The 22,361-nt window shown below is 60.1% G+C and carries 20 protein-coding genes; 5 read left to right on the plus strand and 15 right to left on the minus strand.

Annotated elements, in window-relative coordinates:
- Nucleotides 1-245 precede the first annotated feature (245 nt).
- The 7 genes from PG5_RS15975 to PG5_RS16005 form a co-directional block, all read right to left on the minus strand.
- The gene (locus PG5_RS15975; RefSeq protein WP_020798147.1) at nt 246-1,034 is read right to left on the minus strand and encodes a CpsD/CapB family tyrosine-protein kinase; all 789 of its coding nucleotides are present in this window, start codon (nt 1,032-1,034) and stop codon (nt 246-248) included.
- Nucleotides 1,035-1,045: 11 nt separating this feature from the next.
- Entirely contained in the window at nt 1,046-2,608 is a 1,563-nt protein-coding gene (locus tag PG5_RS15980; RefSeq protein WP_020798148.1) for a Wzz/FepE/Etk N-terminal domain-containing protein, read from the minus strand.
- A gap of 20 nt (nt 2,609-2,628) precedes the next feature.
- Nucleotides 2,629-3,720 carry a hypothetical protein gene (locus PG5_RS15985; protein WP_020798149.1) on the minus strand — a complete coding sequence of 364 codons (1,092 nt, stop codon included), beginning with the start codon at nt 3,718-3,720 and terminating at the stop codon, nt 2,629-2,631.
- A gap of 56 nt (nt 3,721-3,776) precedes the next feature.
- Nucleotides 3,777-4,334 carry a polysaccharide biosynthesis/export family protein gene (locus PG5_RS15990; protein WP_020798150.1) on the minus strand — a complete coding sequence of 186 codons (558 nt, stop codon included), beginning with the start codon at nt 4,332-4,334 and terminating at the stop codon, nt 3,777-3,779.
- A 109-nt stretch (nt 4,335-4,443) separates the two neighbouring features.
- The gene (locus PG5_RS15995) at nt 4,444-4,779 is read right to left on the minus strand and encodes a hypothetical protein (RefSeq protein WP_131658025.1); all 336 of its coding nucleotides are present in this window, start codon (nt 4,777-4,779) and stop codon (nt 4,444-4,446) included.
- 568 nt (nt 4,780-5,347) lie between these two features.
- A complete protein-coding gene (gene mug, locus PG5_RS16000; protein WP_020798151.1) occupies nt 5,348-5,866 on the minus strand; it encodes a G/U mismatch-specific DNA glycosylase in 519 nt (172 codons plus the stop codon).
- Nucleotides 5,859-6,485 (minus strand): TetR/AcrR family transcriptional regulator, encoded by a 627-nt coding sequence (locus PG5_RS16005; RefSeq protein ID WP_020798152.1) that lies wholly within the window; start codon nt 6,483-6,485, stop codon nt 5,859-5,861. The genes mug and PG5_RS16005 overlap by 8 nt, the downstream gene beginning before the upstream one ends.
- 249 nt (nt 6,486-6,734) lie before the next feature.
- On the opposite strand from PG5_RS16005, the gene PG5_RS16010 reads away from it, so the two are divergent.
- The 5 genes from PG5_RS16010 (at nt 6,735) to PG5_RS16030 (ending at nt 12,824) form a co-directional block, all read left to right on the plus strand.
- Nucleotides 6,735-7,853: an HlyD family secretion protein gene (locus PG5_RS16010; protein ID WP_020798153.1), complete on the plus strand. Its 1,119-nt coding sequence runs from the start codon at nt 6,735-6,737 to the stop codon at nt 7,851-7,853.
- The gene (locus PG5_RS16015; RefSeq protein WP_020798154.1) at nt 7,853-9,352 is read left to right on the plus strand and encodes a DHA2 family efflux MFS transporter permease subunit; all 1,500 of its coding nucleotides are present in this window, start codon (nt 7,853-7,855) and stop codon (nt 9,350-9,352) included. Before PG5_RS16010 ends, PG5_RS16015 begins: the two co-directional genes overlap by 1 nt.
- A gap of 19 nt (nt 9,353-9,371) precedes the next feature.
- The gene (locus PG5_RS16020; RefSeq protein ID WP_020798155.1) at nt 9,372-10,832 is read left to right on the plus strand and encodes an efflux transporter outer membrane subunit; all 1,461 of its coding nucleotides are present in this window, start codon (nt 9,372-9,374) and stop codon (nt 10,830-10,832) included.
- A 31-nt stretch (nt 10,833-10,863) separates the two neighbouring features.
- Nucleotides 10,864-11,814 (plus strand): aldo/keto reductase, encoded by a 951-nt coding sequence (locus PG5_RS16025; RefSeq protein ID WP_020798156.1) that lies wholly within the window; start codon nt 10,864-10,866, stop codon nt 11,812-11,814.
- Nucleotides 11,815-11,876: 62 nt separating this feature from the next.
- Nucleotides 11,877-12,824, plus strand: a complete 948-nt coding sequence (locus tag PG5_RS16030; protein ID WP_020798157.1) for a LysR family transcriptional regulator — start codon at nt 11,877-11,879, stop codon at nt 12,822-12,824.
- A 36-nt stretch (nt 12,825-12,860) separates the two neighbouring features.
- Here PG5_RS16030 and PG5_RS16035 read toward each other — a convergent pair whose 3' ends face one another.
- The 8 genes from PG5_RS16035 to PG5_RS16070 all read right to left on the minus strand — a co-directional run bounded on the left by PG5_RS16035 (nt 12,861) and on the right by PG5_RS16070 (nt 22,213).
- Nucleotides 12,861-13,127, minus strand: coding sequence for a DUF2790 domain-containing protein (locus tag PG5_RS16035; protein WP_020798158.1), 267 nt, complete (start codon nt 13,125-13,127; stop codon nt 12,861-12,863).
- 245 nt (nt 13,128-13,372) lie between these two features.
- Nucleotides 13,373-15,037 carry a BCCT family transporter gene (locus PG5_RS16040; protein WP_020798159.1) on the minus strand — a complete coding sequence of 555 codons (1,665 nt, stop codon included), beginning with the start codon at nt 15,035-15,037 and terminating at the stop codon, nt 13,373-13,375.
- A gap of 211 nt (nt 15,038-15,248) precedes the next feature.
- Nucleotides 15,249-16,430, minus strand: a complete 1,182-nt coding sequence (locus tag PG5_RS16045; RefSeq protein WP_020798160.1) for an MFS transporter — start codon at nt 16,428-16,430, stop codon at nt 15,249-15,251.
- A 27-nt stretch (nt 16,431-16,457) separates the two neighbouring features.
- Nucleotides 16,458-16,829 carry an ethanolamine utilization protein gene (locus PG5_RS16050; RefSeq protein ID WP_020798161.1) on the minus strand — a complete coding sequence of 124 codons (372 nt, stop codon included), beginning with the start codon at nt 16,827-16,829 and terminating at the stop codon, nt 16,458-16,460.
- Complete coding sequence (locus PG5_RS16055) at nt 16,826-18,154, minus strand: FAD-binding oxidoreductase (RefSeq protein WP_020798162.1); 1,329 nt, start codon at nt 18,152-18,154, stop codon at nt 16,826-16,828. The genes PG5_RS16050 and PG5_RS16055 overlap by 4 nt, the downstream gene beginning before the upstream one ends.
- A gap of 10 nt (nt 18,155-18,164) precedes the next feature.
- Nucleotides 18,165-19,562, minus strand: coding sequence for an FAD-dependent oxidoreductase (locus tag PG5_RS16060; RefSeq protein WP_020798163.1), 1,398 nt, complete (start codon nt 19,560-19,562; stop codon nt 18,165-18,167).
- A gap of 5 nt (nt 19,563-19,567) precedes the next feature.
- The gene (locus PG5_RS16065; RefSeq protein WP_020798164.1) at nt 19,568-21,013 is read right to left on the minus strand and encodes an aldehyde dehydrogenase family protein; all 1,446 of its coding nucleotides are present in this window, start codon (nt 21,011-21,013) and stop codon (nt 19,568-19,570) included.
- 12 nt (nt 21,014-21,025) lie between these two features.
- Entirely contained in the window at nt 21,026-22,213 is a 1,188-nt protein-coding gene (locus PG5_RS16070; RefSeq protein ID WP_020798166.1) for an aromatic ring-hydroxylating dioxygenase subunit alpha, read from the minus strand.
- Nucleotides 22,214-22,361: the final 148 nt, after the last annotated feature.

Genomic DNA, 22,361 nt, shown 5'->3' on the forward strand with positions numbered 1-22,361 from the left:
TAAGGGCGAAACCATAAGTGACCGTTACCGCAGGAATGGATATGTACTCAGTCACAAATCCCCATTGGCCGCCAGGACGCCTTCGCCGGCAAGCCTGGCTCCTAAGGTAAAAGCGAAATCCAGCCTTTACCGCACCAATGGATATGAACTCAGACAACGAACAATAGGTCGGCCGTCAGGCCACCTTCGCGAGCAGGCTCGCTCCCACAGTTGATCGGGGACAACCGCGAGCCGTGCGGCAATTCCTAGTAAGGCCGTTTCGCCGGCCCCGACTTGTTCAGCACCGTACCAATCAGGTTCGCCCTGCCCAGATGATGCAGACTCTCCTCGATCTCTTTCTTGGTATTCATGCCATTGGCAACCACCAGCAAGACACAGTCGAACTTGGGCAGGATAGTTATCACATCATCCGAACTCAGCACCGGCGGCAAATCGAAGATCACAACTCGAGAGTTGTAGCGTTCGCGCAGATCAACGATCAAATCGCCCACCACCGGCGAAGACAGCACCTCGGTGGAGAGCGGAATCGGTTCGCGCGTCGGCAAGACCACAAAGCGCGGCAAGGTCGGATTGACCAGGACTTCTTGCAGCTCTGCTTCGTTGGTCAGGAATTCATTGAGCGATTTTTCCATCGGCAGCCCCAGGTAGCTACCGACCTTGGGACAACGCAGATCGAAATCCACCAGCAGCGCCGTCTTGGTCGTGTGGTGCGCGATACTCATTGCCAGGTTGATCGCCAACACCGACTTGCCCGCCTCCGGCGTCGGCGAGGTGATGGCGAGCGTGCGCCAGCCATTCTCCTCCATGGCCTTCAAGACCTGGGTACGCAGCAGATCGAACGCCCAGCCCATGTTCGAATTCTTGTTGTAGGCGACAATGCGATGGCGCTCCAGGTGCTCGGCCCGCAACGGTACAACCTTGGTTTGTACGTAACTGAGCGCATTGAGCGGTGCAGGCTGTCCGGATGAAGAGAGCACCAGGCCTGACGAAGGCGATTGTTCGCCCTTACCCAGAGGTGGCTTAATAATTTCCATCGCAATATTCCTTATTCAAACCGCGCCAGAGCCTTGAACATCAGCAGATCCAGTGGCATGTAGAAGAAGTGCAGGAGCACCAGAGAGACCACGATCATCAAGACGCCACAGAGCACCAGTATCGTTCGCCACTGTTTGCGACGAGCCAGTTCCGCCTGGGTATGAATGTAGGGAATGGCAACCAGTACGCGCCTGCCCAGCACACTGGTTAGCGCGTCGACACCCCGTACCCGCTGGCTCAGCATCTCCAGCAACATCACCAGTGCACCCGCCCCTACCGGCGCAAGGACAAAGCCCAGGGCCACGACTTTCTTGCGGTTCGGCCGTACCGGTTTTTCCGGCATCAGCGGCGCTTCGAGCAGCACAAAACGCTCGGCTTTGTTTTCCTGCTCCAGGCTTTCGGTAATCTTCGCACTCATCTCCTTGGTGCGAATTTCTTCGTATTTCTTGCGTGCGTTTTCATGGTCGCGCATCAGCGTGACCAGGCCACGTTCCACTTGCGGCGCCTCGAGAATCTGGCTTTCCAGGGTCGCGATCTTGTCCAACAACTGCTGCTTCTGCGCGGCCAGCGATCGCATGCGCTGTTCCGAGGCGGCAATGCGCGCCTGGACCCTGGCAACGTCCAGGCTGACCGGCGTGACGGAACCGCCGCGACCTTGACTGGCCTGCATGGCGGCGATCTTGCGTTTGACCGTCCGAACATCCGGGTGGGCTTCGGTGTAGATCGTCAGCAGCCGGGCGTACTCGGCCTTGAGGCTGGCCAGATCCTCTACCGGTTCAGCGGCCGCACCTGCCGTGCCCTGCTTGATCGACAGACCGGCATGGGCCGCCGACAGTTCCAGGTCCTGGAAGCGCAAATCCTCGTTGGCCGCCTTGTAGTCACGGTCGATATCCTTGAGCTCGAGTTCAGAGCGCGACAACATGTTCATGCGCAGTTCCTGATGCTCAGGCAACGCGTTGCCATGGGCTTGCTTGAAGTCCGCCAGCTTGTTCTCCAGCACTTCCAGTTCAGTGCGCAGCTTGTTCGCCTCCTGGGTCAGGAACTCCGTGGTTTCACTGGCGCGCTCGGTACGCTGCTTGATGTTCTCATTGAGGAACAGCGTCACCAGTTCGTTGGCCACTTCGTTCGCGACTTCTGGCTCCCTGTGCTCGAAGGCAAGGCGGAAGGCAATCGTTACCTCGCCTCGCCCCTTCACCGCCGCACTGACCAGGGCGACGGAAATCGCATTGCGCATCTCTTCGATCTTTTCGGTCAGGGTCAGGCGCCGGCTGCCCGTTTCGAAAAGATTGTACTTGTTGATGATCGCCTCCAAGTGCTCACGGGTCATCACACGCTGGCGGATGACTTCGATGCGCTCGTCAGCAAAGGTATTATTGTTCCCCGCCACCAGGTCCGGCGAAATCTGCTGAGATTCCACCAGGATAGTTCCGGACGACTGATAGATCGGTGGCATGGAGGTCGCCACCAATACAGCCGCCCCGATTATCACGGCCCCCGTCACAATCAACAGCCAGGCCCGGTGCTTGATTACTGCAATGTAGTCGTTGACCGACATTTCGTATTCAGAGGACATAAATACCACGCTGCTGAAGGTCAGAAGTCGGGGTGACTATAGATCAAGGTCATCCCTATGATGTTGGCATCGGCATTTGGCAAGCCGTCTCGCTCGCGCTCTTTGTAGGTGAAGGATAGGCGTGCAAGCCAAAAAGGCGAGAGCTCGCGACTCACAAACGCGCCGTATGTGCGAAAGGTACTGGGCGCGTCCCCTTTGGTTTTTTGCCAGGAGCCATCAACACCGACACGACTGGTCTCGTCGAGTAGATAACTCCAGTTACCCCGAAGCTCATCGGACTCGACCAGGCCGTTCTCCCCGTTGGCGATCGTGCTGCGACTGGCTTCGGCATTGGTCTCGACACGCTCACCGGTGTAACGCAGGCTCACGCCACCCTGGCCAGTGGGACCACTGTTGCTGTTGGATACCTTGTTCATACCGCCGTACACAGATCCCGTAAACCGCTCGGAGATCTGGTAGTTCACGCCGACCACCGGGGTGTAGCTGTTCGAGGAGCCCAGGGTGCTGGTGTCGTACTTGGGCTCATAACGCGTCGCTTCGAATCGGGTGAACAGTTCGACCCGCTCATTCCATTGATAAAGCCAGCTGAGACGGTTGGTCAGCTCATCGTAGTTGGTCAGCGAGGCGGTGTCGTATTCGACATGGGTGAGGTCGATTTCGTCGACCAGGCTGCTGCGCTCGGTCACCGCGGATCGCCAGTTACCGCCGATGTTCGAGAGCTTTTGCGTGCCATCGGTCGAGTCTGTGACACCGGTTTGCTGGACTTCAGTGGAAAGCGTCGAACTCTCGATGTATCTCGCCGTGAGTCCATAGCCACCCTTTTCGGTCTCACGCTGCCAACCAAACGATAGCCTCGGGTCTTCTCGATTGGACACGACGTCGGTATCGGACGAGCGCTCCACATTGACACCGAGGCCAAACTTCCACTGGTCCCGATCAAAATTACCCACCAGCGTGTAATCGGGGGCAATGATCGTTCGCGTGATCGCTTTCTCGTCACTCGTCAAGAGCAATGGATTGCTGTCGTGCTCGACTGTCATGGGCAGCGCAACTGCCGACTGCCAGGCGCCGGCGTAGGTCATGCCGGAACATGGCAAAGTCAATATTGCCATCACCACTCCGGTTGTTTGCAATGAACGCAAGTTAATCCTTAATGCATCGCGCAATGTCAGGGAACGACCAGCGTATCGCCGGCCTGAAGTTCAAAGTTAGTGGACATGTCACGTCCGGCGATCAGATCGTCGTAGTTGACGAGCAGTACTTTCTGTTTTTTCCCTTCGCGCCGCAAGAGCTTGATTTCGTCCTTGTCAGCGAACTTGTCCAACCCGCCAGCCTCGCTCAAGGCTTGCAGCACATCGGTCTCACCGTTCATCTGCACCTTGCCGGGCTTGATTACCTTGCCCTGGACATAGACGACATTGCCCTTGGCCTCGGTTACCACAACGCTGACTACCGGATCGGGATAATATTTCGTGAGTTTTTCAGTGATTATCTTTTCAGCTTGAGCCGTATCAAGCCCTTTGACCTTGACCGGCCCCGCCAGCTTCAAAGTGATGTAGCCATTGGGCAGCACATCTACGCGCTCTATTTTTTCCGCTGGCTCGCCCCAAATGGACACTTCAACCTTGTCTCCAGCGTTCAGGAGATAGGAGTTGTCTTCGGCGGCACGGGCCACGCCGGGCAAGATCGCCAGCGCACACAGTGCAGGTAACATTAAACGCAGCATCTGGAATCCTCCGCCTGGTTAGCTCATCTAATGAGGATCAACCGTTACAATCAGCGTCCTCTTTAGGCCTGTAGCACCCACAAGAAAAACTATTTCGCAAAACTCACACTTAAATCTTGCGCCTATTGGCGACAACGATGAAACCTAATAGTGCGGAAGAGAATAACCATACAACCGCAGAGACCGGGACTGCATTGGGCTGAGTGTCGTGAAACGCCGAATCACCCGCCAGCCCCTTGTCTTGTACTGAATTAATCGCGAACGGCTGCTTGGCAACTTCCGTCATTAAACCGTCGCATGCTGAACTATTGACGGAAGCATTTACTCCCGACTTGGATCCATTATCAGCGTTGGAAATTTTGGCACTTATGGCATCTAGCGAAGAGCCACCATGGACTGTACCAAGGCTCGTCGACGCCGCAGTCGCAGCTTCGGTCGAAGCCACGGCTGCCTGAGTCCTTGCACCCTCGCAAGCGCTACTTATGCGACTAATTTCATAGGGCAAATTGGCTGCTTGGGCAGTGGCAACGGCTACTCCATTCAGAGTCGCAAATAACACAATCAACTTAATGAAAACTGTCGTCCGCATATAACCGCCTCCCTGCGCTGAGGGTTTGGGATGAGTCGATTGAGGAAATCTGAATCAGGCTAAATGGAGCCTATAAGCAGATAGCCAGTACGTCAATAGCACGTCACAATAATAAATAGAAATATAAAACGGCGGCGGATAACGTCAAAAAAACGCCGCAAGCAGCCTAAGTGAATTGTCAGAGACAGCAAGTGTTTATGCATGCAGTGGCCTCTTATAAAAACGCCGTCAAATCACCCATCGCACACATAAACCAATGCAACGAAGATGCCGTCGAGCGTCGGCGTAGATCGCCTCCCATCGGACAGCCGATCACTGCCACACAGAGCCACGGAACGGGTCTGGGCGAGCGATATTCAGGGCCGGAAAAAATGGCGTCAGGCGCGTCCTTGGTGCACACCCAAGACTTTTCTGGACTCTCGCGCTAAAACAGGCGCGCGCCCAGTGCAACATACAGTTGGCTGTACGCAGCGACCAATTGCTCAAGGGAAAAGGCACGATTTCGCCCGCTGGGGTTGGGAAGGACCCAGACCGCGGCATTGCCGAATGTCTTCGGCTGCGGTCCCCAGGCAGCGTCGCGCTGATCGGACAAGGCGCAGTACGCCGCCTTACCGAGAAACGCCACGAAACGTGGCGCAATACCGGCGATCTTTTGTTCGAAAGCCGCCGCGGCCGCGACAAATTCATGGGCCGACAGCTGGTCCGCCCGCGCCGTCGGCCGCTGGACCACGGCGGTCAAACCACAGCCATGGCGCAGAATGTCCTGGTCTTGCTCCGGCTGAAGTTGATGTGACGTAAAACCGGCGAGGTGCAATGTGCGCCAAAAACGATTGCCCCGACCGGCAAAATGATGCCCCTGGGCCGCGGCAGTCACGCCTGGGTTGATGCCGCAAAAAACCACGTCCAATTGTGGCGCCAGTATATCGTCGAGCCCTTCACTCACCGCAGATCACACCGACCGCATTACGTGCGAGCGCCGTCAATTCCTCACGCGACTTGCCGGCTCGCGCACGGATCGAAATGCTGTGCAGCAGCGATGAAGCGAGCACCGCCAGGGCTCCTGCATCGACATCGTCTTTTAATTCGCCAGATGCAATGGCCCTGCGCAGGCGCGCCTCCATATCGGCATCCAACCTGCTCAGGCGATCACTGAGCACCGCTCGGATCTGCGGATCCTCGACAGCCTCGGTGGTCGCCGTGCCAATCGCGAAGCAGCCACGTGGCTGACCGTCGCCCGAAAAGTAGATCGACAACTGTCCCTCGTAGAAACGCATCAGCGCCTGGCACAACGTCAGTTGGTTGTCGGCCAGCGCGGCCTGCATGTCGGCGGCGGCAAACTCCCAGTACTGCTCGAGCGCCTTGATGTACAGCGCATGTTTGTCACCAAAGGCCGCATAGAGGCTGGGGCGATTCATCCCGGCCGCGGTGGCGATGCTGTCCAGGGAGGCGCCGGAATAGCCAGTGCTCCAGAACACACCGAGCGCTTGTTGCAACGCTGTCTGCGGGTCATACGCGCGGGGTCGGCCGCGGCCTTTGCCCGCTGTCACTTTATTTTGTGCCATGTCGTATAAAATCCTTGCAGGAAGGTGGATGCGGGGATATTTTTACACAATCGCACAAAAATAAGGAACCACAAATTCCTTGATTCATGTTTGTTCAAGCGCAGCTCAAACCGGGTGTTGCAGCGACGAAACAACGGTACCGGAGCGATCCTCCCAAGCACCTGCGGGTTTCTTTACCAAAACATTCATTGACGTCGGTGCCACGCGATTGCTGCAGGCCCGCCTTCCCGGTTAAAGGTGCATTCGATCATGAATCAATCCTTCGACATCACGGCTTCGCAGGCCTATGAGGCCCAGTCCCCGATCAACAAACCCCTTAAGGAGAAGCTGCGGCCCTGGCTCATGGTGGGCCTGCCTACCCTTTTCGCTGTCATTGGCTATGCGTACTACGTGGCTGGCGAACCCTTCGTTACCACCGATAACGCCTACGCCCGGGTGGCCAAGGCCTCGGTCAATGCACGGATTTCCGGGCAGGTCGTGGACATCGCCGTCCAGGACAACCAGAAGGTCAGCAAGGGCCAAGTGCTGTTTCGCCTCGACCCCAAGCCCCTGCATATCGCAATCGATCGTGCGCAAGCGCAACTGAGTGTCGCGCGGCTGCGCATCGATGGGCTCAAGGCCAGCTACCGTCAACAGCAGGCAGAACTGCAATCGGCCAAAGAGTCAGCGGACTTCGACCAGAAGGAATTCGCCCGCAAGAAAGCGCTGGTTGCGACCGACTTTGTTTCCCGGGCCATTTATGAGCGCGCGGAAACCGACCTGAAGATCGCTCGGCAACGCATCGCCTCGATCGAACAACAGATCGCCAGCACCGTCGTCGCCCTGGACGGCAACCCGAACATCGAGGCCGACAGTCACCCTTCGGTGCGTGAAGCCAAGGCGCAGCTCGATGAAGCGCAGCTGTACCTTGCCTACGCCACGGTCTATGCGCCTGCTGACGGCATAGTTGCCAAGGTCGACGACTTGCAGGTGGGCAACTACCTCAACAGCGGTGCGCCAGCCTTCGCGTTGATCAGCGACCATGAGATCTGGGTCGAGGCCAACTTCCGGGAAACCCAGGTTACGCACATGCGAGCAGGCCAGGAAGCGCGCATCAGCATCGACACTTACCCCGGGCACGTGTTCAAGGCCCACGTGACCAGCATGAGCCCCGGCGCCGGGTCGGACTTCGCCCTGCTGCCGCCGGAAAACGCCACCGGTAACTGGGTCAAGGTGGTCCAGCGGGTACCGGTTCGCCTCGAACTGGATGACGCGGACCCTGCCCTGCCACTGTTTTCCGGCACCAGTGCCACGGTCGAGGTCGATACCGGGCATCGCACGCCATGGTGGCACCCGCTCAAGTCGCTGCTGACCGCAGGTAACTTCTGATGAACGCCCATGCACAGACATCCGCGGATCCGGGCCGTGCGCACTCGCTCCGATTGGCGGTGCTGCTCGCCACTTACATGCAGTCCGCCAACCTGCCGCTGCCCAATGCGGTGCTGCGGCTGATTCAAGGCACCCTGTCGATGACTGACGACCAGGCCGGATGGATTTTCACGGCGTACCTCGCGGCGAGCGCCATCACCCTGCCGATTGCCCAGTGGCTTGCCGGACGTCTTGGCCTGAAGCTTGTCTATCAAGCCGCGCTGGCTGTCTTCGTCCTCGGCTTGCTGCTCGCGACGGTGGCCACGACGCCGCTGCAATTTATCGCTGCGCGGATCATCCAGGGCCTGGCCAGTGGCGTGCTGGCGCCCCTGTCGATGGCGATTGCCATGGAGACATTGGCGCCCGAGAAGCGCATGAAATTTGGTGCGACCTGGACCGCCATCGTGCTCCTGGGCATCGTCAGCGGCCCGAGCATCGGTGGCTGGATCGCCGAGCACTTCGATTGGCGCCCGATCTTCTACATCAGCCTGCCGCTGTCGGCGTACATCTTTTTGGTCGTGGCCCTGCTGCTGGCCGAGAAAAAACCCGAGAAAGCGCCTTCTTTCGACTTCTTCGGCTTCGGCAGTTTCACCCTGGCCTTGATCGGCCTGCAGATGCTGCTCGACCGCGGCGAACGCCTGGACTGGTTCGATTCGCCGGAAATCTGGATCGAAGCACTGGCCTGTGGGCTGGGGTTGTACTTGTTCATGGTGCACGTATTGACCAGCAAGACGCATTTCCTCAACAAGCGCCTGTTCCGTGATCGCAATTTCGTGCTGTCGACGCTGATCTTTTTCGCCGTGGGTTTCGTGCTGCTCTCGACCATGGCGCTGACCTCGCCGATGCTCGATGAAATTCTCGGCTACCCCCCAGATACCACCGGTGCCCTGACCATCCCGCGTGGCATCGGGCTGGTGGGTGCGTTTGTGCTGATGGGCTGGGTGCCCGAGCGTTTCGATCGCCGGCTATTCGTGGCGGCAGGCGTGGCCCTGGTGATCTTTGCCAACGGGCTGATGCTCGACTATTCGCCCTTGATGGACTGGTCGCCGGTGGCGGTTGCCGGGGCCATCCAGGGCATCGGCATCGGCCTGCTGATGCCGGCACTGACCAAGGTCGCGTTCAGCACCCTTGACCCCGCACTTCGGGCGGAGGGGACCGGCCTGTTCAATCTTTCGCGGGTCTACGGCAGCACCCTGGGCGTAGCGATCGTGCAGATTTTCTTCTTCAACAATACCCAGGCGATGCACCTGGCATTGGCCGCCAACGTGACGCCCTATCGCGCTGCCGCTCATGGGGGCACGGCGTCGATGTCGTTGCCGGCACTCGAAGGGCTTAACCACATGATCACCCATCAGGCCGCGTTCATCGCCGTTATCGGCCAGTTCAAGATCCTGCTGGTGGCGATGCTGGTGGTCAGCCCGCTGGTGGTCTTTCTGCGCAAACCGATACCGGCCAATTAATTTTCGTGGAGTCTGTGCAATGAAATCCAGTCATCTGTTCCCAACGAAAATCGCGGCAGTGTCGGCAATGGTCTTGCTCTCTGCCTGTACCGTCGGCCCTGACTTCAAGGCCCCGCCGACGAGCCAGTCGCAACACTACGATCAACAGGCCGAGCAGCGTCTTGGCCAGGGGAGTTCGCAGCGCATTGCCCTGGGCAACAAGGTCACCGGGCAATGGTGGTCCGCCTTTGGCTCGCCCACGCTCGACCAACTGGTGCGCCGGGCCATCGACGGCAATCTGGAGCTGGTCGCTGCCGATGCAACGATACGGCAGGCATCACAATCGGTGGCTGCGGCACGAGGCGCGCTGTATCCGCAGGTCGACTTCGCTGCGGCAGCGGGTCGCCAACGGCTGCACAACACCAAGGACCCGTCGGTCACCAACTTTTATGCAATCGGGCCGCGGGTGGGTTTCGACCTCGATGTCTTCGGTGGCAACAAGCGGCTCGTCGAACAGCAGCAAGCCTTTAGCGACTTGCAAAAGCATCGTTACGAAGCCGCGTACCTGACCCTGACCGGCGAGGTCGCCAGCCAGGCGTTGCTGGTGGCTTCTGCCAATGCGCAGATGCAGGCCGTGGAGACCTTGCTGGACAACGACACCCGCAACCTCGAACTGGTGCGCGCGGCCCATGCCAGCGGCACCACCACCCAGGTCGATGTGTCGCTGGCAGAGACCCGGCTTGCCCAGGACCGTACGTTGCTGCCGCCCCTGGCCCAGCAACGGGATGCTGCGCGCCATGCGCTGTCTATCCTGACGGGCAAGGGCCCGGCTGACTGGATTGCGCCGGACTTTGACCTCGACGAATTTGCCTTGCCGTCGAACATGCCGGTCAGCCTGCCCTCGGAAATGGCCCACGACCGTCCGGACGTGCGCCAGGCCGAGGCCGAGCTGCACATTGCCAGCGCCGCGGTCGGCGTGGCGACCGCCAATCTCTATCCGCGGGTGACGTTGTCCGCCTCCCTGGCCCAGGCCGCATCAGGCAATGGCGGCGCCGCACTCTGGGGGTTCGCGGTGGGAATCGCCGGGCCGATCTTCAACGGCGGAACCCTCAAGGCTGAACAACAGGCCGCCGTCGAGGGTTACAACGCCACGCTCGCTGACTACCAGCAGACCGTCATCAGCTCGTTCGGCCAGGTCGCGGACACGCTGCAAGCAATCAACCACGACGCGCAGGAATTTCGCGCCCAGGAGGATGCACTGCAAGCGGCCGACACCAGCTTGCGTCTGAACCGGCAAGCATATGCCCTGGGCGAGAACAGCACGCTCCAGGTGCTCGAAGCCGAGCGCGCCTATCAACAGGCGCTGCTGAGCCAGATCCGCGTCAAGACCGCGCAATACCTCGACACCGTGCAGCTTTTTGTAGCCCTCGGCGGCAACTCCGTCGGCGTGTTCGAGCAACGGTTGGCCAGCCGCCAGGCACCACAACGTTCGTATCAGTAGAGGCTGCGGCCTCGGTAGTTGGAGTCAAGACATGTCCTACGAAGCCTTTCACGATGAACTGCGAGATACCCGGTTTGCCCTCAATCACGGTTCTGGGCAGATGCCCGCCGTGGGTTTCGGCACCCTGTTCAAGGACCTCGGCGTCACCACCCAGGCGATCACCCACGCGCTGGAAACCGGGTTCCGTCATTTCGATTGCGCCGAGCGTTATCGCAACGAGGAATCGGTCGGCGTTGCCCTGCAAGCTTTCATGGACGCGGGCAAGGCCCGGCGCGAAGACCTGTTCATCACCACCAAGCTGTGGAACACCAACCACCGCCCCGAACGGGTGTTGCCGGCCTTTGAAGCCAGTTGCCGACGGCTGCAGGTGGATTACATCGATTGCTATCTGATCCACACGCCCTTCGCGTTCCAGGCCGGGGACGACCAGGACCCCAGGGATGCCTTCGGCCATGTCCTCTACGACTCTGGTGTAACCCTGATCGACACCTGGCGGGCCCTTGAGCAACTGGTCGATCAAGGTCGTTGCAGGTCCATCGGCCTGTCGGACATCACCTTGGAGGCGCTGAAAGAAATCGTCGCCGTGGCGCGAATCAAACCCGCGGTGGTGCAAGTCGAATCCCACCCGTACCTGCCGGAATGGGAACTGCTGGAGTACTGCAAGGAACACGGGATCATCCTCCTGGCCTTCGCGCCGCTGGGCCACGGCATGGAACCGAACGTGCTGGAGGACGAAGTGATCCTGGGCATCGCCCGGCACTTGCAAAGAACCCCGGCCCAGGTCGCACTGGCCTGGGCGGTACAGCGCGGTGTCGCGTTCCTGACCACCTCGGCGACACCCGCCCATATCCAGGAAAACTTCCATATCACCACCCTGCCCCACAGGGCCATGCTGGAAATTCACCAGGAGATCACAACGCGGATACGCTTCAATTCCGTAGTGGAAACCGGAGTACCGGGGTTCATCCCGCGCAAACAATGACAGGCCTGGAGGGGACGGTCATGTGCCGTCCTTTTTTTTGGTTGACCCAAGAGACGACAACGATGGATGTATTCCAGAGCATGCGTTTTTTCCTGGCGGTCGCCCAGAGCGGCAGCTTTACCGCAGCCGCGCATTTGCTGGACACCACCACGACCAACGTTTCCAAGGCGGTCTCCAGTCTCGAGGCCCGCCTGCAAACCCGCCTGATCAACCGTACGACCCGGCGCCTGGCCTTGACCGAAGCCGGCACGCGCTATCTGGAACGCTGCGAGAAGATTCTGGAAGAACTGCGAGAAGCGGAGGAGGAAGCAGGCACCGCACAGGTCACCCCCGTGGGCCGCCTGAAGATTCACGCGATGTCGGCCATCGGCAACCACTACGTGATTGACGCCATTGCCAAATACCGCGAGACACACCCCTCGGTCCTGTTTGACCTGGCCTTGACCAATCGGCTGCCCGATCTACTGGAAGAAGGTTATGACATGTCGATCGTGCTGGCGCGCGACCTGCCCGACTCGGGCTTCGTCGCCCAGCGGCTGGGCATCACCTACAGCATTCTCTGCGCTTCGCCGACCTACCTGGAAAAACGAGGAATACCCGACACGCCGGGTTCACTCGGCACACATGATTGCCTGAGAATCGTCAACACGGTGATGCCGGCCGAGCACTGGGTATTCGAGGGGCCCGAAGGCGTGGAGGCCGTCAACACACCGGTGTCGCCGTTTCACGTCAATACCGCCGATGCCATGACCGTCGCCATCACCCGCGGCATGGGCATTGGCATCCAGCCGATCGCGTCCGCCGTGGCCAGCCTCAAGGCAGGCACCCTGGTGCGGGTTCTGCCGCAGTACCATTTTGAAGAGTTGAACCTGTTTGCCATCTACCCTTCACGAAAATTCGTCGATGCAAAAATAAAAACCTGGGTGGAGTTTCTCAAGGACTACCTGCCCGGGTTGCTGGCTGACGATGACAAAATTGCCCGTTCATCTAAACGCACTACAAACATCTGAGGATGGAGTGTCGACCCTCCATCGTCACCGCCGTACTCAACCGTTCGAGCACCCAGTGCCCATGACTTGATACTGCATGACATGGCGCAGGCCCTGGGAATCTTCGTAGGTCATCTGCGCCGAAACCGGACCGCACTCTGGCGCGACATCAGTCATGGAAATGACCTTCTTGATGTCCAGTCTCGAACCGTAGGTGTAGGTCTCGATCGGTGGCTTATTGGCCGAGATTCTGGCATGGCTTTCTTCGGCAAAGGCCTGGGCACCGATGCAACTGAGCGCAAGGAAAATCGCGATTCTTTTCATGGGGCTCACCGTCTCGTTCAGGGTGGCTGATGGGTACCTCTGGAACCCTTGGCCCGGGTTCCTTCGGTAGAGACGATGCTAGGGGTTTGCCCGGGCGCCAAACAGCGCCCTGGCGGATAAACACTGTGAACAAAATGCGTAGGAATGCAGGGTTCGAAATCTGCAGGAGGTCATCAAACCGCAACCGTCAGCTGTGTCGGCAGCAGACGGTTGCGGTATGTTCACGCATGCCTCAGCAAGGCTTATCAGGCTGCAGTGGCCGCCAGAGCTTCACGCCCCACTTGTGAAGAACGCTCCTGCTGCGGCTGGCGATCGAGCGCTGGGGCCCAGGCCGGCACGCTCGGCATCTCCTTGCGCAAGCTGTGGATCAGCGTATAGGACATTACCAACAGCAACATGGCGATCGGCAAACCGGCGGCGATACTTGCCATCTGAATGGCCTTGAGTCCCCCGGCCAGCAACAACCCTGCGGCAATGGCACCTTCGAGAATGCACCAGAGCAGCCTGATCCAGTTCGGCGGATTGGTGCTGCCCAACGCACACAAGGTGCACAGAACCTGGGTGCCGGCATCCGCGGTGGTGACGAAATGCACACCCAGCAACACGCAAACCAGTATCGACAGCGCGGCACCCATGGCCTGGCCATCGAGCGACTGCAGCAAGGTGAACATGGCCGCGGTGGTTTCTTTCTTGGTGGCGAGCAACACGGTGCCGCCTTCGAACTTCGGCTGCTCCTGGGTCACCACCTGGCTGGCGACGGACGCCTGGTAAGCCTGCCTGTCGTGCTGTTCGTTTTTCAGCGCCGCGCCACCGAACACCGACATCCACAGGATGGTCACTAGGGTCGGTACCACCAGCGCCCCGATCACCAGTTCACGGATGGTCCGGCCTTTGGAAATGCGCGCGATGAACAGGCCGACAAAAGGACCCCAGGTCATCCACCATGGCCAGTAGAACGCCGTCCACCAGTTTTGCCATTCGCTGTCTTTCTGCGTGTCCATCCAGAAACTCAAGCCAACTATGTTTTGCACATAGTCGCCGGTGGATTCAAACATCAGGTTGAGAATGTAACGTGTAGGACCGATTGCCAACACGGCCAGCATCAGGATGAACGACAGGTACATATTGAGCGTGGAGATACGCTTCATTCCCTTGGACAGTCCGGCCAACAGCGAAATACAAGCAACGATACTGACAAACAGAATGATCGATAACTGCAAGCCGACACTGACCGGAATACCGAATACCTGATGCAATCCGGTATTGATCTGCACCACACCGAGGCCAAGGGACTGGGACACGCCAAAGGCCGTGATCACCACCCCCATGATATCGACCACATGGCCGACCCAGCCGTAGATACGATCGCCAATCAGCGGATAAAGCAGCGATCGCAGGGCCAGCGGCAAACCTTTACGGTAGGCGAAGTACGCCAGGCTCAAGCCAATCATGGAGAAGATCGCCCATGGATGCAGGCCCCAGTGGAACAGGGTGATGCGCATCGCCAGGGTCGCGGACTCGTCCGTCAAGCCTTTGGAAAACGGGTTGTCGGCGTAGTGCAGCATGGGTTCGGCCACGGACCAGAAAATCAGTCCGATGCCCATTCCCGCGCTGAACAGCATGGCAATCCAGGAGGCGAAACTGAACTCGGGAACATCCTGTTCGGTGCCAAGTTTCAAGTTGCCGAAACGGCTGATCGATATATAAAGCAGTACGCCCAGCACGCCACTGATCAGGGCGATGTAATACCATTTGAAGTTATGCAGGATAAACACCGAAGCCATTTCAAAAGCCTTGGCTGCCTGCTCGTCTTTAAATGCACAGAACACGACAAATATGATCACCGCTAATATCGAAGCCACGGTCACATTCGGATTAAGGCCTTTCAACAGGCCGGATTGAGCACGCATTGTTTTCCCCTTTTGTTTTTGTTTAAGGGTTTGGATATGTTCCGCAGTTCGCTTATCGCCTGGTATCGAATGACACCAGGACGGTTTCACCTGCAGGTAAATTCCGGTTTATTACGCCTTTGGCAGCGTCACCAAGATCGTTTAAAGCTGACCAGCGCTCAAACCATTTTTCGTCACCGACTCATGAGAAAAACGCATCAATAGGACGCAATCAAGCGCCTGTTTCCAGGGTACTTTCGCAGGCCCCCTGTTCGCTCAAGAGCGTGACTTTCGCCTGCCCTACGAACAGGGCCAGCAACACGGCGCTGCCCCCGAGGAAAAAATAAAAGCTCGACGCACCGAAGCCTTCCATCAGCGCCCCCGCAATGAGTGGCCCGATACAGGCGCCGACCCCAAAGGTGATCAACAGCATGCCCGAGAGCGAAACGCGCAAGGACGGCTCCATGTTGTCATTGGCCAACGCCACGCCCAGCGGGTACAGGCAGAACTGCAGAAAACCGATGCCTGCACCGAACCACAGCAATGTCGTGAACGATGGCGCTTGAGCGAACCCCAGCGGCAGGCTGATGAGTACCAGCAATACCGCCACCGCGCGGATCAGGCTCGCCCGGGGCAGCCGGTCCGACAGCCAGCCCAACGGCAACTGGGCCAATAGCCCGGCACCGATGGTCAACGCCAGGAACTGACCGACCTGCGCCGTGCCCAATCCTTGCTTGCTCGCATAGATCGCAGCCAGGCCGTAGAAGCTGCCATTGAGCATGCCCGACACCAGGATCGTCCCCAATGCCTGTGGAACGCGCCGCAGGAACAAGCGCAGGTCAATCGAGGTCGCGTGTACCGCCATGGGATGCGTGCGGCGGGTCAGCGCCACCGGCACCGAACACAGGGCGAACACCATCGCCACAGCCAACAGCGCACGGATTCCCAGCCCCTCGTCGAGACTCAAGGCCAATTGTCCGAGCATCATGCCGACGTAGCTGGCGACCATGTACAGCGCCAGGACACCGCCGCGCTGCTCGGTCCGGGCCTGGTCGTTGAGCCAGCTTTCCAGCACCATCAATTGGCACATCATGGCCAGTCCCACCAGCGCCCGCAGTACCAGCCAGAAGGCCAGGGACGTGCTGAACTCATGGGCCAGAACCGCCGCCGCAATCGTTGCCGCGCAAGCGGCGTAGGTGCGAATGTGCCCGACCTGAGCGATCAGGCTGCGCCCGACCCAGCCACCCAGCACCATCCCCAGGGCATTGGCGGCCATCAACGCGCCACCCGCCGTTTCGCTCGCACCCAAAGCATTGAGGCGCAGCGCCAGATAGGTCATCAGCAAGGTCGATCCCAGTTGCATCAACAAGCTGGCCAGGTAGAGGGCGCCGAAGGTTCTTGTCAGTGTTATCACCGTACCGACTCCCTGAATAATGATGGTTCAAGCCAAACCGTGCAGTTGCTTCCAGTTACCCGGGTGAACCACATACCCGAACAACGCGTGCCCGCCATAAACCAGTTCGGTGCCTTCGGGAATCCACAGCAACTGGCCGGGGGTGACGGCAAACAGCTCGTCGCCGACCTGCAACTCGAAGCACCCTTCGATGACGAAAATCACCTCGTCATACAGCACCGTCCAGGCCACTTGCGCCCCTTCCCAGCGGGCAAAACCCACACCGATGTTCGGCGAGACTTCGTTGTTGAGGGCTCGCGCCACATACGCGGCGCCTGGCGGGCCACCTCGAAAGGTAAAGTCCAGGTCCTGATGGTCGATGCGCAGCACCCGGCGGCAGCCTTTATCCGCCGGGCTCATAGCTCGCTCCGGCTGTTCCAGGCCGCCAGGCGAATGCGCGAACGAACGCCCAGGCCGAGAAAGGGTTCCGGCGGGTTAAGCGACGGCATGCCGGTCACCGCACGGATATCGTTGAGCTGGGCAGATTCTGCCCCCACCGCGAGATCAGCCAGCATCGTCCCGGAGATGGTGCCCCAGGCGGCACCGACGCCGTTGTCGCACGCCGACGCATAGACACCGTTTTCCAGTTCGCCAAAAAAGTTGGTGAAGTTACGCGAGATCGCGTAGACGCCGCCCCAGGTGTGACTGAAAGGCACCTGCGCCAACTGCGGGAAGCGCACCAAGAAGGCCTTGCGGTGCGCATCCTGCACTTTCGAACGCATGGCATCGCTGGTGCTGCGACCGTATTTGGGTACGTGCTTGTAGGTGTTACGGATAATCAGGCGGCGGTCCTGGGTCATGCGCACCGTGGTGCCGGCGTGATCCGCCGGGGTCAGCCCCCAGTCCAGTTGGCCGCCGTAGGTCGCCAGCTCCGCATCGGTCAGGGGACGGGTCCAGCTGGCGAAGGTCATGACGGGTAACAGGCGATTGCGCAGGTAACCGAACTCCTGGGTGAAGATACTCGTGCCCAGGAGCAACTGCGGGGTACGTATCTGCCCTGCCGTGCCGTGCAAGATCCAGCCGCCACGGCCGTCGCGCTCCAGGCGCTGGATGGGTGATTCTTCCAGCAACTCGACATTGGCCGGCAAGGTCCGGGCCAGACCCGTGACCAGCGCCGCCGGTTGCATCAGGTAGCAGCCGGGGGTGTAGATGGCGCCGCGATAATGGCCGGTGCCCAACACCTTGGCCAGCTCCGCGCTATCGGCCCGGCGGAACGGTTCGCCGAGGTCGCTCATCAGGCGTTCGAAATGATCCAGGTAAGCCAGGCCACGCTCGCCGACGGCGCCTTGATATTTACCGGCATGGGACCACTGGCAATCGATCCCATGGGTTTGCACCAGGCCCTCCAACTGCGCAATCGCGGCGCGGTTAAGCGACAGCAAGCGCTGTTTGTGCGCGGGGTCCGGATGCTCGAGGGCGAACTTGTGCGGCAGGTCGATCACGAATCCCGAGTTGCGCCCTGAGGCCCCATGGGCGACCCGTTGCGCATCCACCAACAGGATACGGGCTTGCGGATGATGCTCGGCCAGGCGACGAGCCGCCGCCAGGCCGGCAAAGCCCGCGCCGATGACGGCGTAGTCGGCACGCTGTTCGCCGGACAGGCGTCTGCAGGCCGGTTGATCGGGCAACGCTGCATACCAGCCGCAACTCGCATCGTCGTAAGGCAGGTTGATCGTGTTTTTCATGTGTCTGGCCTCAGGCAACTGCCTGCTGAGAGTGCTGACAGGACTGCAGCAATGCGCTGCGTTGCGTTTGCGCTTGGCGTCCAAGCAGGACAAAACCATTGAGCTGGCCGCGGTCATCGTAGAAACCGGCACTCAAGCCATCCTCGGTCGGCGTGCAGCGCCATTGACCCTCGCAGGCGCTGGCAGGCGCCAACAGACAAAGCGGCGCGGCCGGGGTTTTAACCGTGACGGGCATCAAGGGGTAGTCGACGGCGGTCGGTTGGCCGAGCAGGGTTTTGCTCAGGGCCTGGATGCCCTGGTTGATCGGTGCCAGGTAAGGCAGCAGTTGCCCGCCGATCTCGATGCAGTCACCCAGGGCATAGATGCCCGGTACTGAGGTTTGCAGCTGGGCGTTGACTTGAATGCCGCGTCCAACCGCCACGCCGGCGCTCTCGGCCAGGCTCAGGTCGGGGCGCAGACCAACGGCGGACAACACCAGGTCCACCTCGAGGGTGCGACCATCGGCGAGCGTCAGGCGATAGCCCTGCCCACTGGAGTCGATGGCCTGCAGCGTGTTCTGCAAATGCCACCGCACCCCGAGTTCACCCAGCGCATATTGCAGCATCTGCCCGGCCTCGGCGGGCAACAGGCGCTCCATCGGCCAGCGGCCCAGGCCGATGACATCGACGTCAAAACCGTTATGGGCCAGATCGTTGGCAAACTCGCAGCCGATCAGGCCGTCCCCGAGAATGGCGACGCGCCGCACGCCGCCCAGGCGCTCACGAAACCCCTGGTAGTCCTGCAGATTGTTGACGCTGATCAGCGCTGAAGTATCGCCCTGGATCGGCAAGCGAATCGGTTGCGCACCGCTGGCGAGGACCAACTGGCCGTATTCCATGTCACCGAAACTGGTGCGCAGGCGCCGTGCCGTACTGTCGATGCCCAGCACCTTGCAGTGCGGATAAACCCGCAGGTTCAGACGCTGCTCGATGGCCAGTGGCGTTTCGCCGGACAAGGCTTCGGCGCTCTTGCCCTGGGACAACCCGATCGAAAGCGCGGGCTTGGAGTACAGGTGACCGGACTCCTGGGTCAGCACGCGGATCTCGACCTTGGGGTCGGCCTTGCGCAACGCCTGGGCCAGGCCGTAACCGGCATAACCGCTGCCGATGATGACGATCGGCTGGCGTGGCGACGGCGCGGCAACAGCCAGCGGTGGCGCGCTGACCGGCACGCTGGCAACCGTGGCCGCCTGAGTGTACTCACTGATATCGAGCATATCGAAATCAGACTTGCCCACGTGGCATTCAGGGCACATCCAGTCTTCGGGGACATCTTCCCAGCGGGTGCCGGCGACGATGCCGTCCTGCGGCCATCCCAGTGCTTCGTCGTAAATCAGGCCACACACGATGCAAAGCCAAGTCTTGAACATGCTACTCACTCCCCGGCGACCCGGATCGCCACGTTTTTGGTGCGCACATAGCTGTACAAGGCTTCCTGGCCCTTTTCCCGGCCAAAGCCTGACAACCCAACGCCGCCAAAAGGCGTTTCAATGCCACCGGCATACCATTCGTTGACGAACACCTGGCCGGATTTCAGGCGACGCGTGCAGCGCATGGCGCGGCTGATGTCCTGGGTGAACACGCCGGCCACCAGGCCGAATTCAGTGCCATTGGCGATGGCAATCGCCTCTTCTTCGGTGTCGAACGGCAGGATCGCCAGGACTGGCCCGAACACTTCTTCCTGGGCAATGCACATCTGCGGGGTAACGTCGCGGAACACGGTCGGGCGCATGAAATGCCCGGCCCGGTCAGCGAATGCTTCACCACCGGTGACCGCCACCGCGCCGTCTTCCACTGCGCGGCGGCACAAGGCTTCGATACCCGCCAGTTGCCCGGCGCTGACCACGGGGGTGAGGTCTGCGTTGTCCTGCCCCAGGCCGACGCTGAGCCCCTCGGCCATGGCGACGACGGCCTCGACTACCTCTTCATAAATGTCGCGTTGCACCAACAGGCGCGACATCGCCGAACAGACCTGGCCGGCGTTGAAGAAAATGCCCGACTGGACGCTGGCCAGCAGTTGCTCGCGGTTTGCATCTGCAAAGGCGATCGCCGCGGACTTGCCGCCCAGCTCCATTACACTGGGAATCGCATGCTGCGCGGCATCGCGCAGGATCGACTGGCCCGTTGGTACAGAACCGGTGAACACGATCTGGTCGACAGCACGATGGCTGACCAGATACGCGCCGACTTCGCGGCCGCGGCCGCAAATCAGGTTGACCGCACCGTCGGGCAAGCCGGCCTTGGCAATAGCGCGGATTAGTACGCACATGCCCAGCGGTGAAAGCTCGGGGGACTTGATGACCACCGCATTGCCCGCCGCCAGGGCCGGCGCCAGCGAACGGGCGCAGATCGACACCGGGAAGTTCCACGGAACGATCTGTGCCGAAACGCCCATCGGGTCGTACAGGGTAAAGTCCATGTAGCCATTGCCCAACGGGATCGACGTGCCCTCGATCTTGTCGGCCATGCCGGCGTAATACTCGAAGTAGCGCGCCGCCTCGATGAACTCGTCCCGGGCATCGCTCAGGCGCTTGCCGTTTTCCTGGCACAGCACCCAGGCGCCCTCATCGGCCACGGCGCGAATTTCCTCGGCAATGCGCAGCAACCAGGTGACGCGCTGCGCCGGACGCACACGGTTCAACTCACCGCTGTCGGCACAGCGGCGGGCAGCCAGCAATGCGCGCTCGGCATCGTCGACGGTGGCCTGGGCGATGGTCGCGAGCGGCTCCGCCGTACCGGGGTTGTTGACCGCCAGGCGCTGGGCGCTGTCGCACCATTGACCGTCGATGTAATTGAGCCAGTGAGAGGCTATCGGATACATGGGACAACCTCCTCAGGCAGACGGCGTGGTGGCGAGCAGTTGACGGGCGGCCCACTGGTGGAAGAAATGCGTCGGAATGTCCATTTCCGGAGAGAACGCCCCACCCCTGTAGCCTGGGGAATGACGGCCTTTCTGCATGCCTTCGACCGAGCTGATGTCTTCAGCGAACACCACTTTCCAGGACTCCAGGATCGCCTCGCGGCAAGCGCTGAACTCCTCGCTGGTGGCGGCGTCGTCGCCCACATAGAACAGGCGCAAATGTTCGATCGTGCGTCCCGGCGAAACCGGCTCCAGCTGCATGGCGAAGGCATGGTCAGCCTGGATGCCGAGCAGGACGTTAGGGAAGAACGCGACATACTCGGCGTTGCGCAGGCGATCCAGCGGCCAGGCGGGAAATTTCGGCAAATGCGTGCCGGCGACGTCCGACAGGTTGTAGGCGTAGCTGCCCTGGCCGGCGAAGTGCTGGTCGAAAATGATGTTGTAGTGGTCTTCCAGGCGCGAGTACGAGTTCAGGCTCGGGTGCACCCACGGCAGGTGATAGGCCTCGCAGTAATTCTCGACCGCCAGCTTCCAGTTGCAGTTGATGTCCAGCGTCGTGGCGTCATGGCCAGGGCGGCGGCGCAGCAGGCTCATGCCGTCTTCGCCGAGAAACTGCGTCCAGCGTTGGGTCAGGGGCGCCAGCATGTCCTCGAGCGGTTGTGCTTCACCGGACAGGTTGATGAACACCATGTCCATCCAGATCGCGCTGCGGATGGCTTTCAGGCCATGTTTTTCACAGGCGAAGCGTTCGTCCTTGTGCTGGTCGATGCCGCCGACATGGGGCGTGCCACGCAGGCCGCCGTTGAGGTCGTAGGTCCAGGAATGGTAAGGGCAACGGATGACGCCTTGTACCTCACCGGCCTCCTCCACCAGCTTCATGCCGCGGTGGCTGCAAACGTTATGGAACACCTGCACCAGGCCTTCACGGTTGCGCATCAGCAGCAACGGCAACCCCATGAAATCGACAGGCTTGACCGAACCGGCCTTGCCCAGGTCGCTGGCGAAACCGACACACGCCCAGGTTTTACCCATGACCTGATCGCGCTCGAGCTCGAAGTAGCGTTGTTCGGTGTAGAACTCGTTGCCGAGGCCGGTCGCTTCATGAATCGGATTAAGGACGGTTTCAAGTTGATGCACAGGAATTTGCTGGATGCTGCTCATTATTGTTCTCCCCTGCTGGGCACGGTATTGAAGGGTCGGCAGGCACATGGGCCAAGGTCCGCTGGCAGCAAGTTTGGGAAAACAGAGGGGGGCTCGACAAACGATATTTCCGGCGCCATTCATGACTTTCTGTCATAAATAATCAGGA

Origin of the sequence: Pseudomonas sp. G5(2012) (genome assembly GCF_000408945.1) — a bacterium.
GTDB lineage: Bacteria > Pseudomonadota > Gammaproteobacteria > Pseudomonadales > Pseudomonadaceae > Aquipseudomonas > Aquipseudomonas umsongensis.

Excerpts from the sequence above, each read along its gene's own strand:
- PG5_RS15975 (WP_020798147.1), bottom strand. The coding sequence starts at position 1,034 with ATGGAAATTATTAAGCCACCTCTGGGTAAGGGCGAACAATCGCCTTCG.
- PG5_RS15980 (WP_020798148.1), bottom strand. The coding sequence starts at position 2,608 with ATGTCCTCTGAATACGAAATGTCGGTCAACGACTACATTGCAGTAATC.
- PG5_RS15985 (WP_020798149.1), bottom strand. The coding sequence starts at position 3,720 with ATGGCAATATTGACTTTGCCATGTTCCGGCATGACCTACGCCGGCGCC.
- PG5_RS15990 (WP_020798150.1), bottom strand. The coding sequence starts at position 4,334 with ATGCTGCGTTTAATGTTACCTGCACTGTGTGCGCTGGCGATCTTGCCC.
- PG5_RS16005 (WP_020798152.1), bottom strand. The coding sequence starts at position 6,485 with ATGGCACAAAATAAAGTGACAGCGGGCAAAGGCCGCGGCCGACCCCGC.
- PG5_RS16010 (WP_020798153.1), top strand. The coding sequence starts at position 6,735 with ATGAATCAATCCTTCGACATCACGGCTTCGCAGGCCTATGAGGCCCAG.
- PG5_RS16015 (WP_020798154.1), top strand. The coding sequence starts at position 7,853 with ATGAACGCCCATGCACAGACATCCGCGGATCCGGGCCGTGCGCACTCG.
- PG5_RS16020 (WP_020798155.1), top strand. The coding sequence starts at position 9,372 with ATGAAATCCAGTCATCTGTTCCCAACGAAAATCGCGGCAGTGTCGGCA.
- PG5_RS16025 (WP_020798156.1), top strand. The coding sequence starts at position 10,864 with ATGTCCTACGAAGCCTTTCACGATGAACTGCGAGATACCCGGTTTGCC.
- PG5_RS16030 (WP_020798157.1), top strand. The coding sequence starts at position 11,877 with ATGGATGTATTCCAGAGCATGCGTTTTTTCCTGGCGGTCGCCCAGAGC.
- PG5_RS16035 (WP_020798158.1), bottom strand. The coding sequence starts at position 13,127 with ATGAAAAGAATCGCGATTTTCCTTGCGCTCAGTTGCATCGGTGCCCAG.
- PG5_RS16040 (WP_020798159.1), bottom strand. The coding sequence starts at position 15,037 with ATGCGTGCTCAATCCGGCCTGTTGAAAGGCCTTAATCCGAATGTGACC.
- PG5_RS16050 (WP_020798161.1), bottom strand. The coding sequence starts at position 16,829 with ATGAGCCCGGCGGATAAAGGCTGCCGCCGGGTGCTGCGCATCGACCAT.
- PG5_RS16055 (WP_020798162.1), bottom strand. The coding sequence starts at position 18,154 with ATGAAAAACACGATCAACCTGCCTTACGACGATGCGAGTTGCGGCTGG.
- PG5_RS16060 (WP_020798163.1), bottom strand. The coding sequence starts at position 19,562 with ATGTTCAAGACTTGGCTTTGCATCGTGTGTGGCCTGATTTACGACGAA.
- PG5_RS16065 (WP_020798164.1), bottom strand. The coding sequence starts at position 21,013 with ATGTATCCGATAGCCTCTCACTGGCTCAATTACATCGACGGTCAATGG.
- PG5_RS16070 (WP_020798166.1), bottom strand. The coding sequence starts at position 22,213 with ATGAGCAGCATCCAGCAAATTCCTGTGCATCAACTTGAAACCGTCCTT.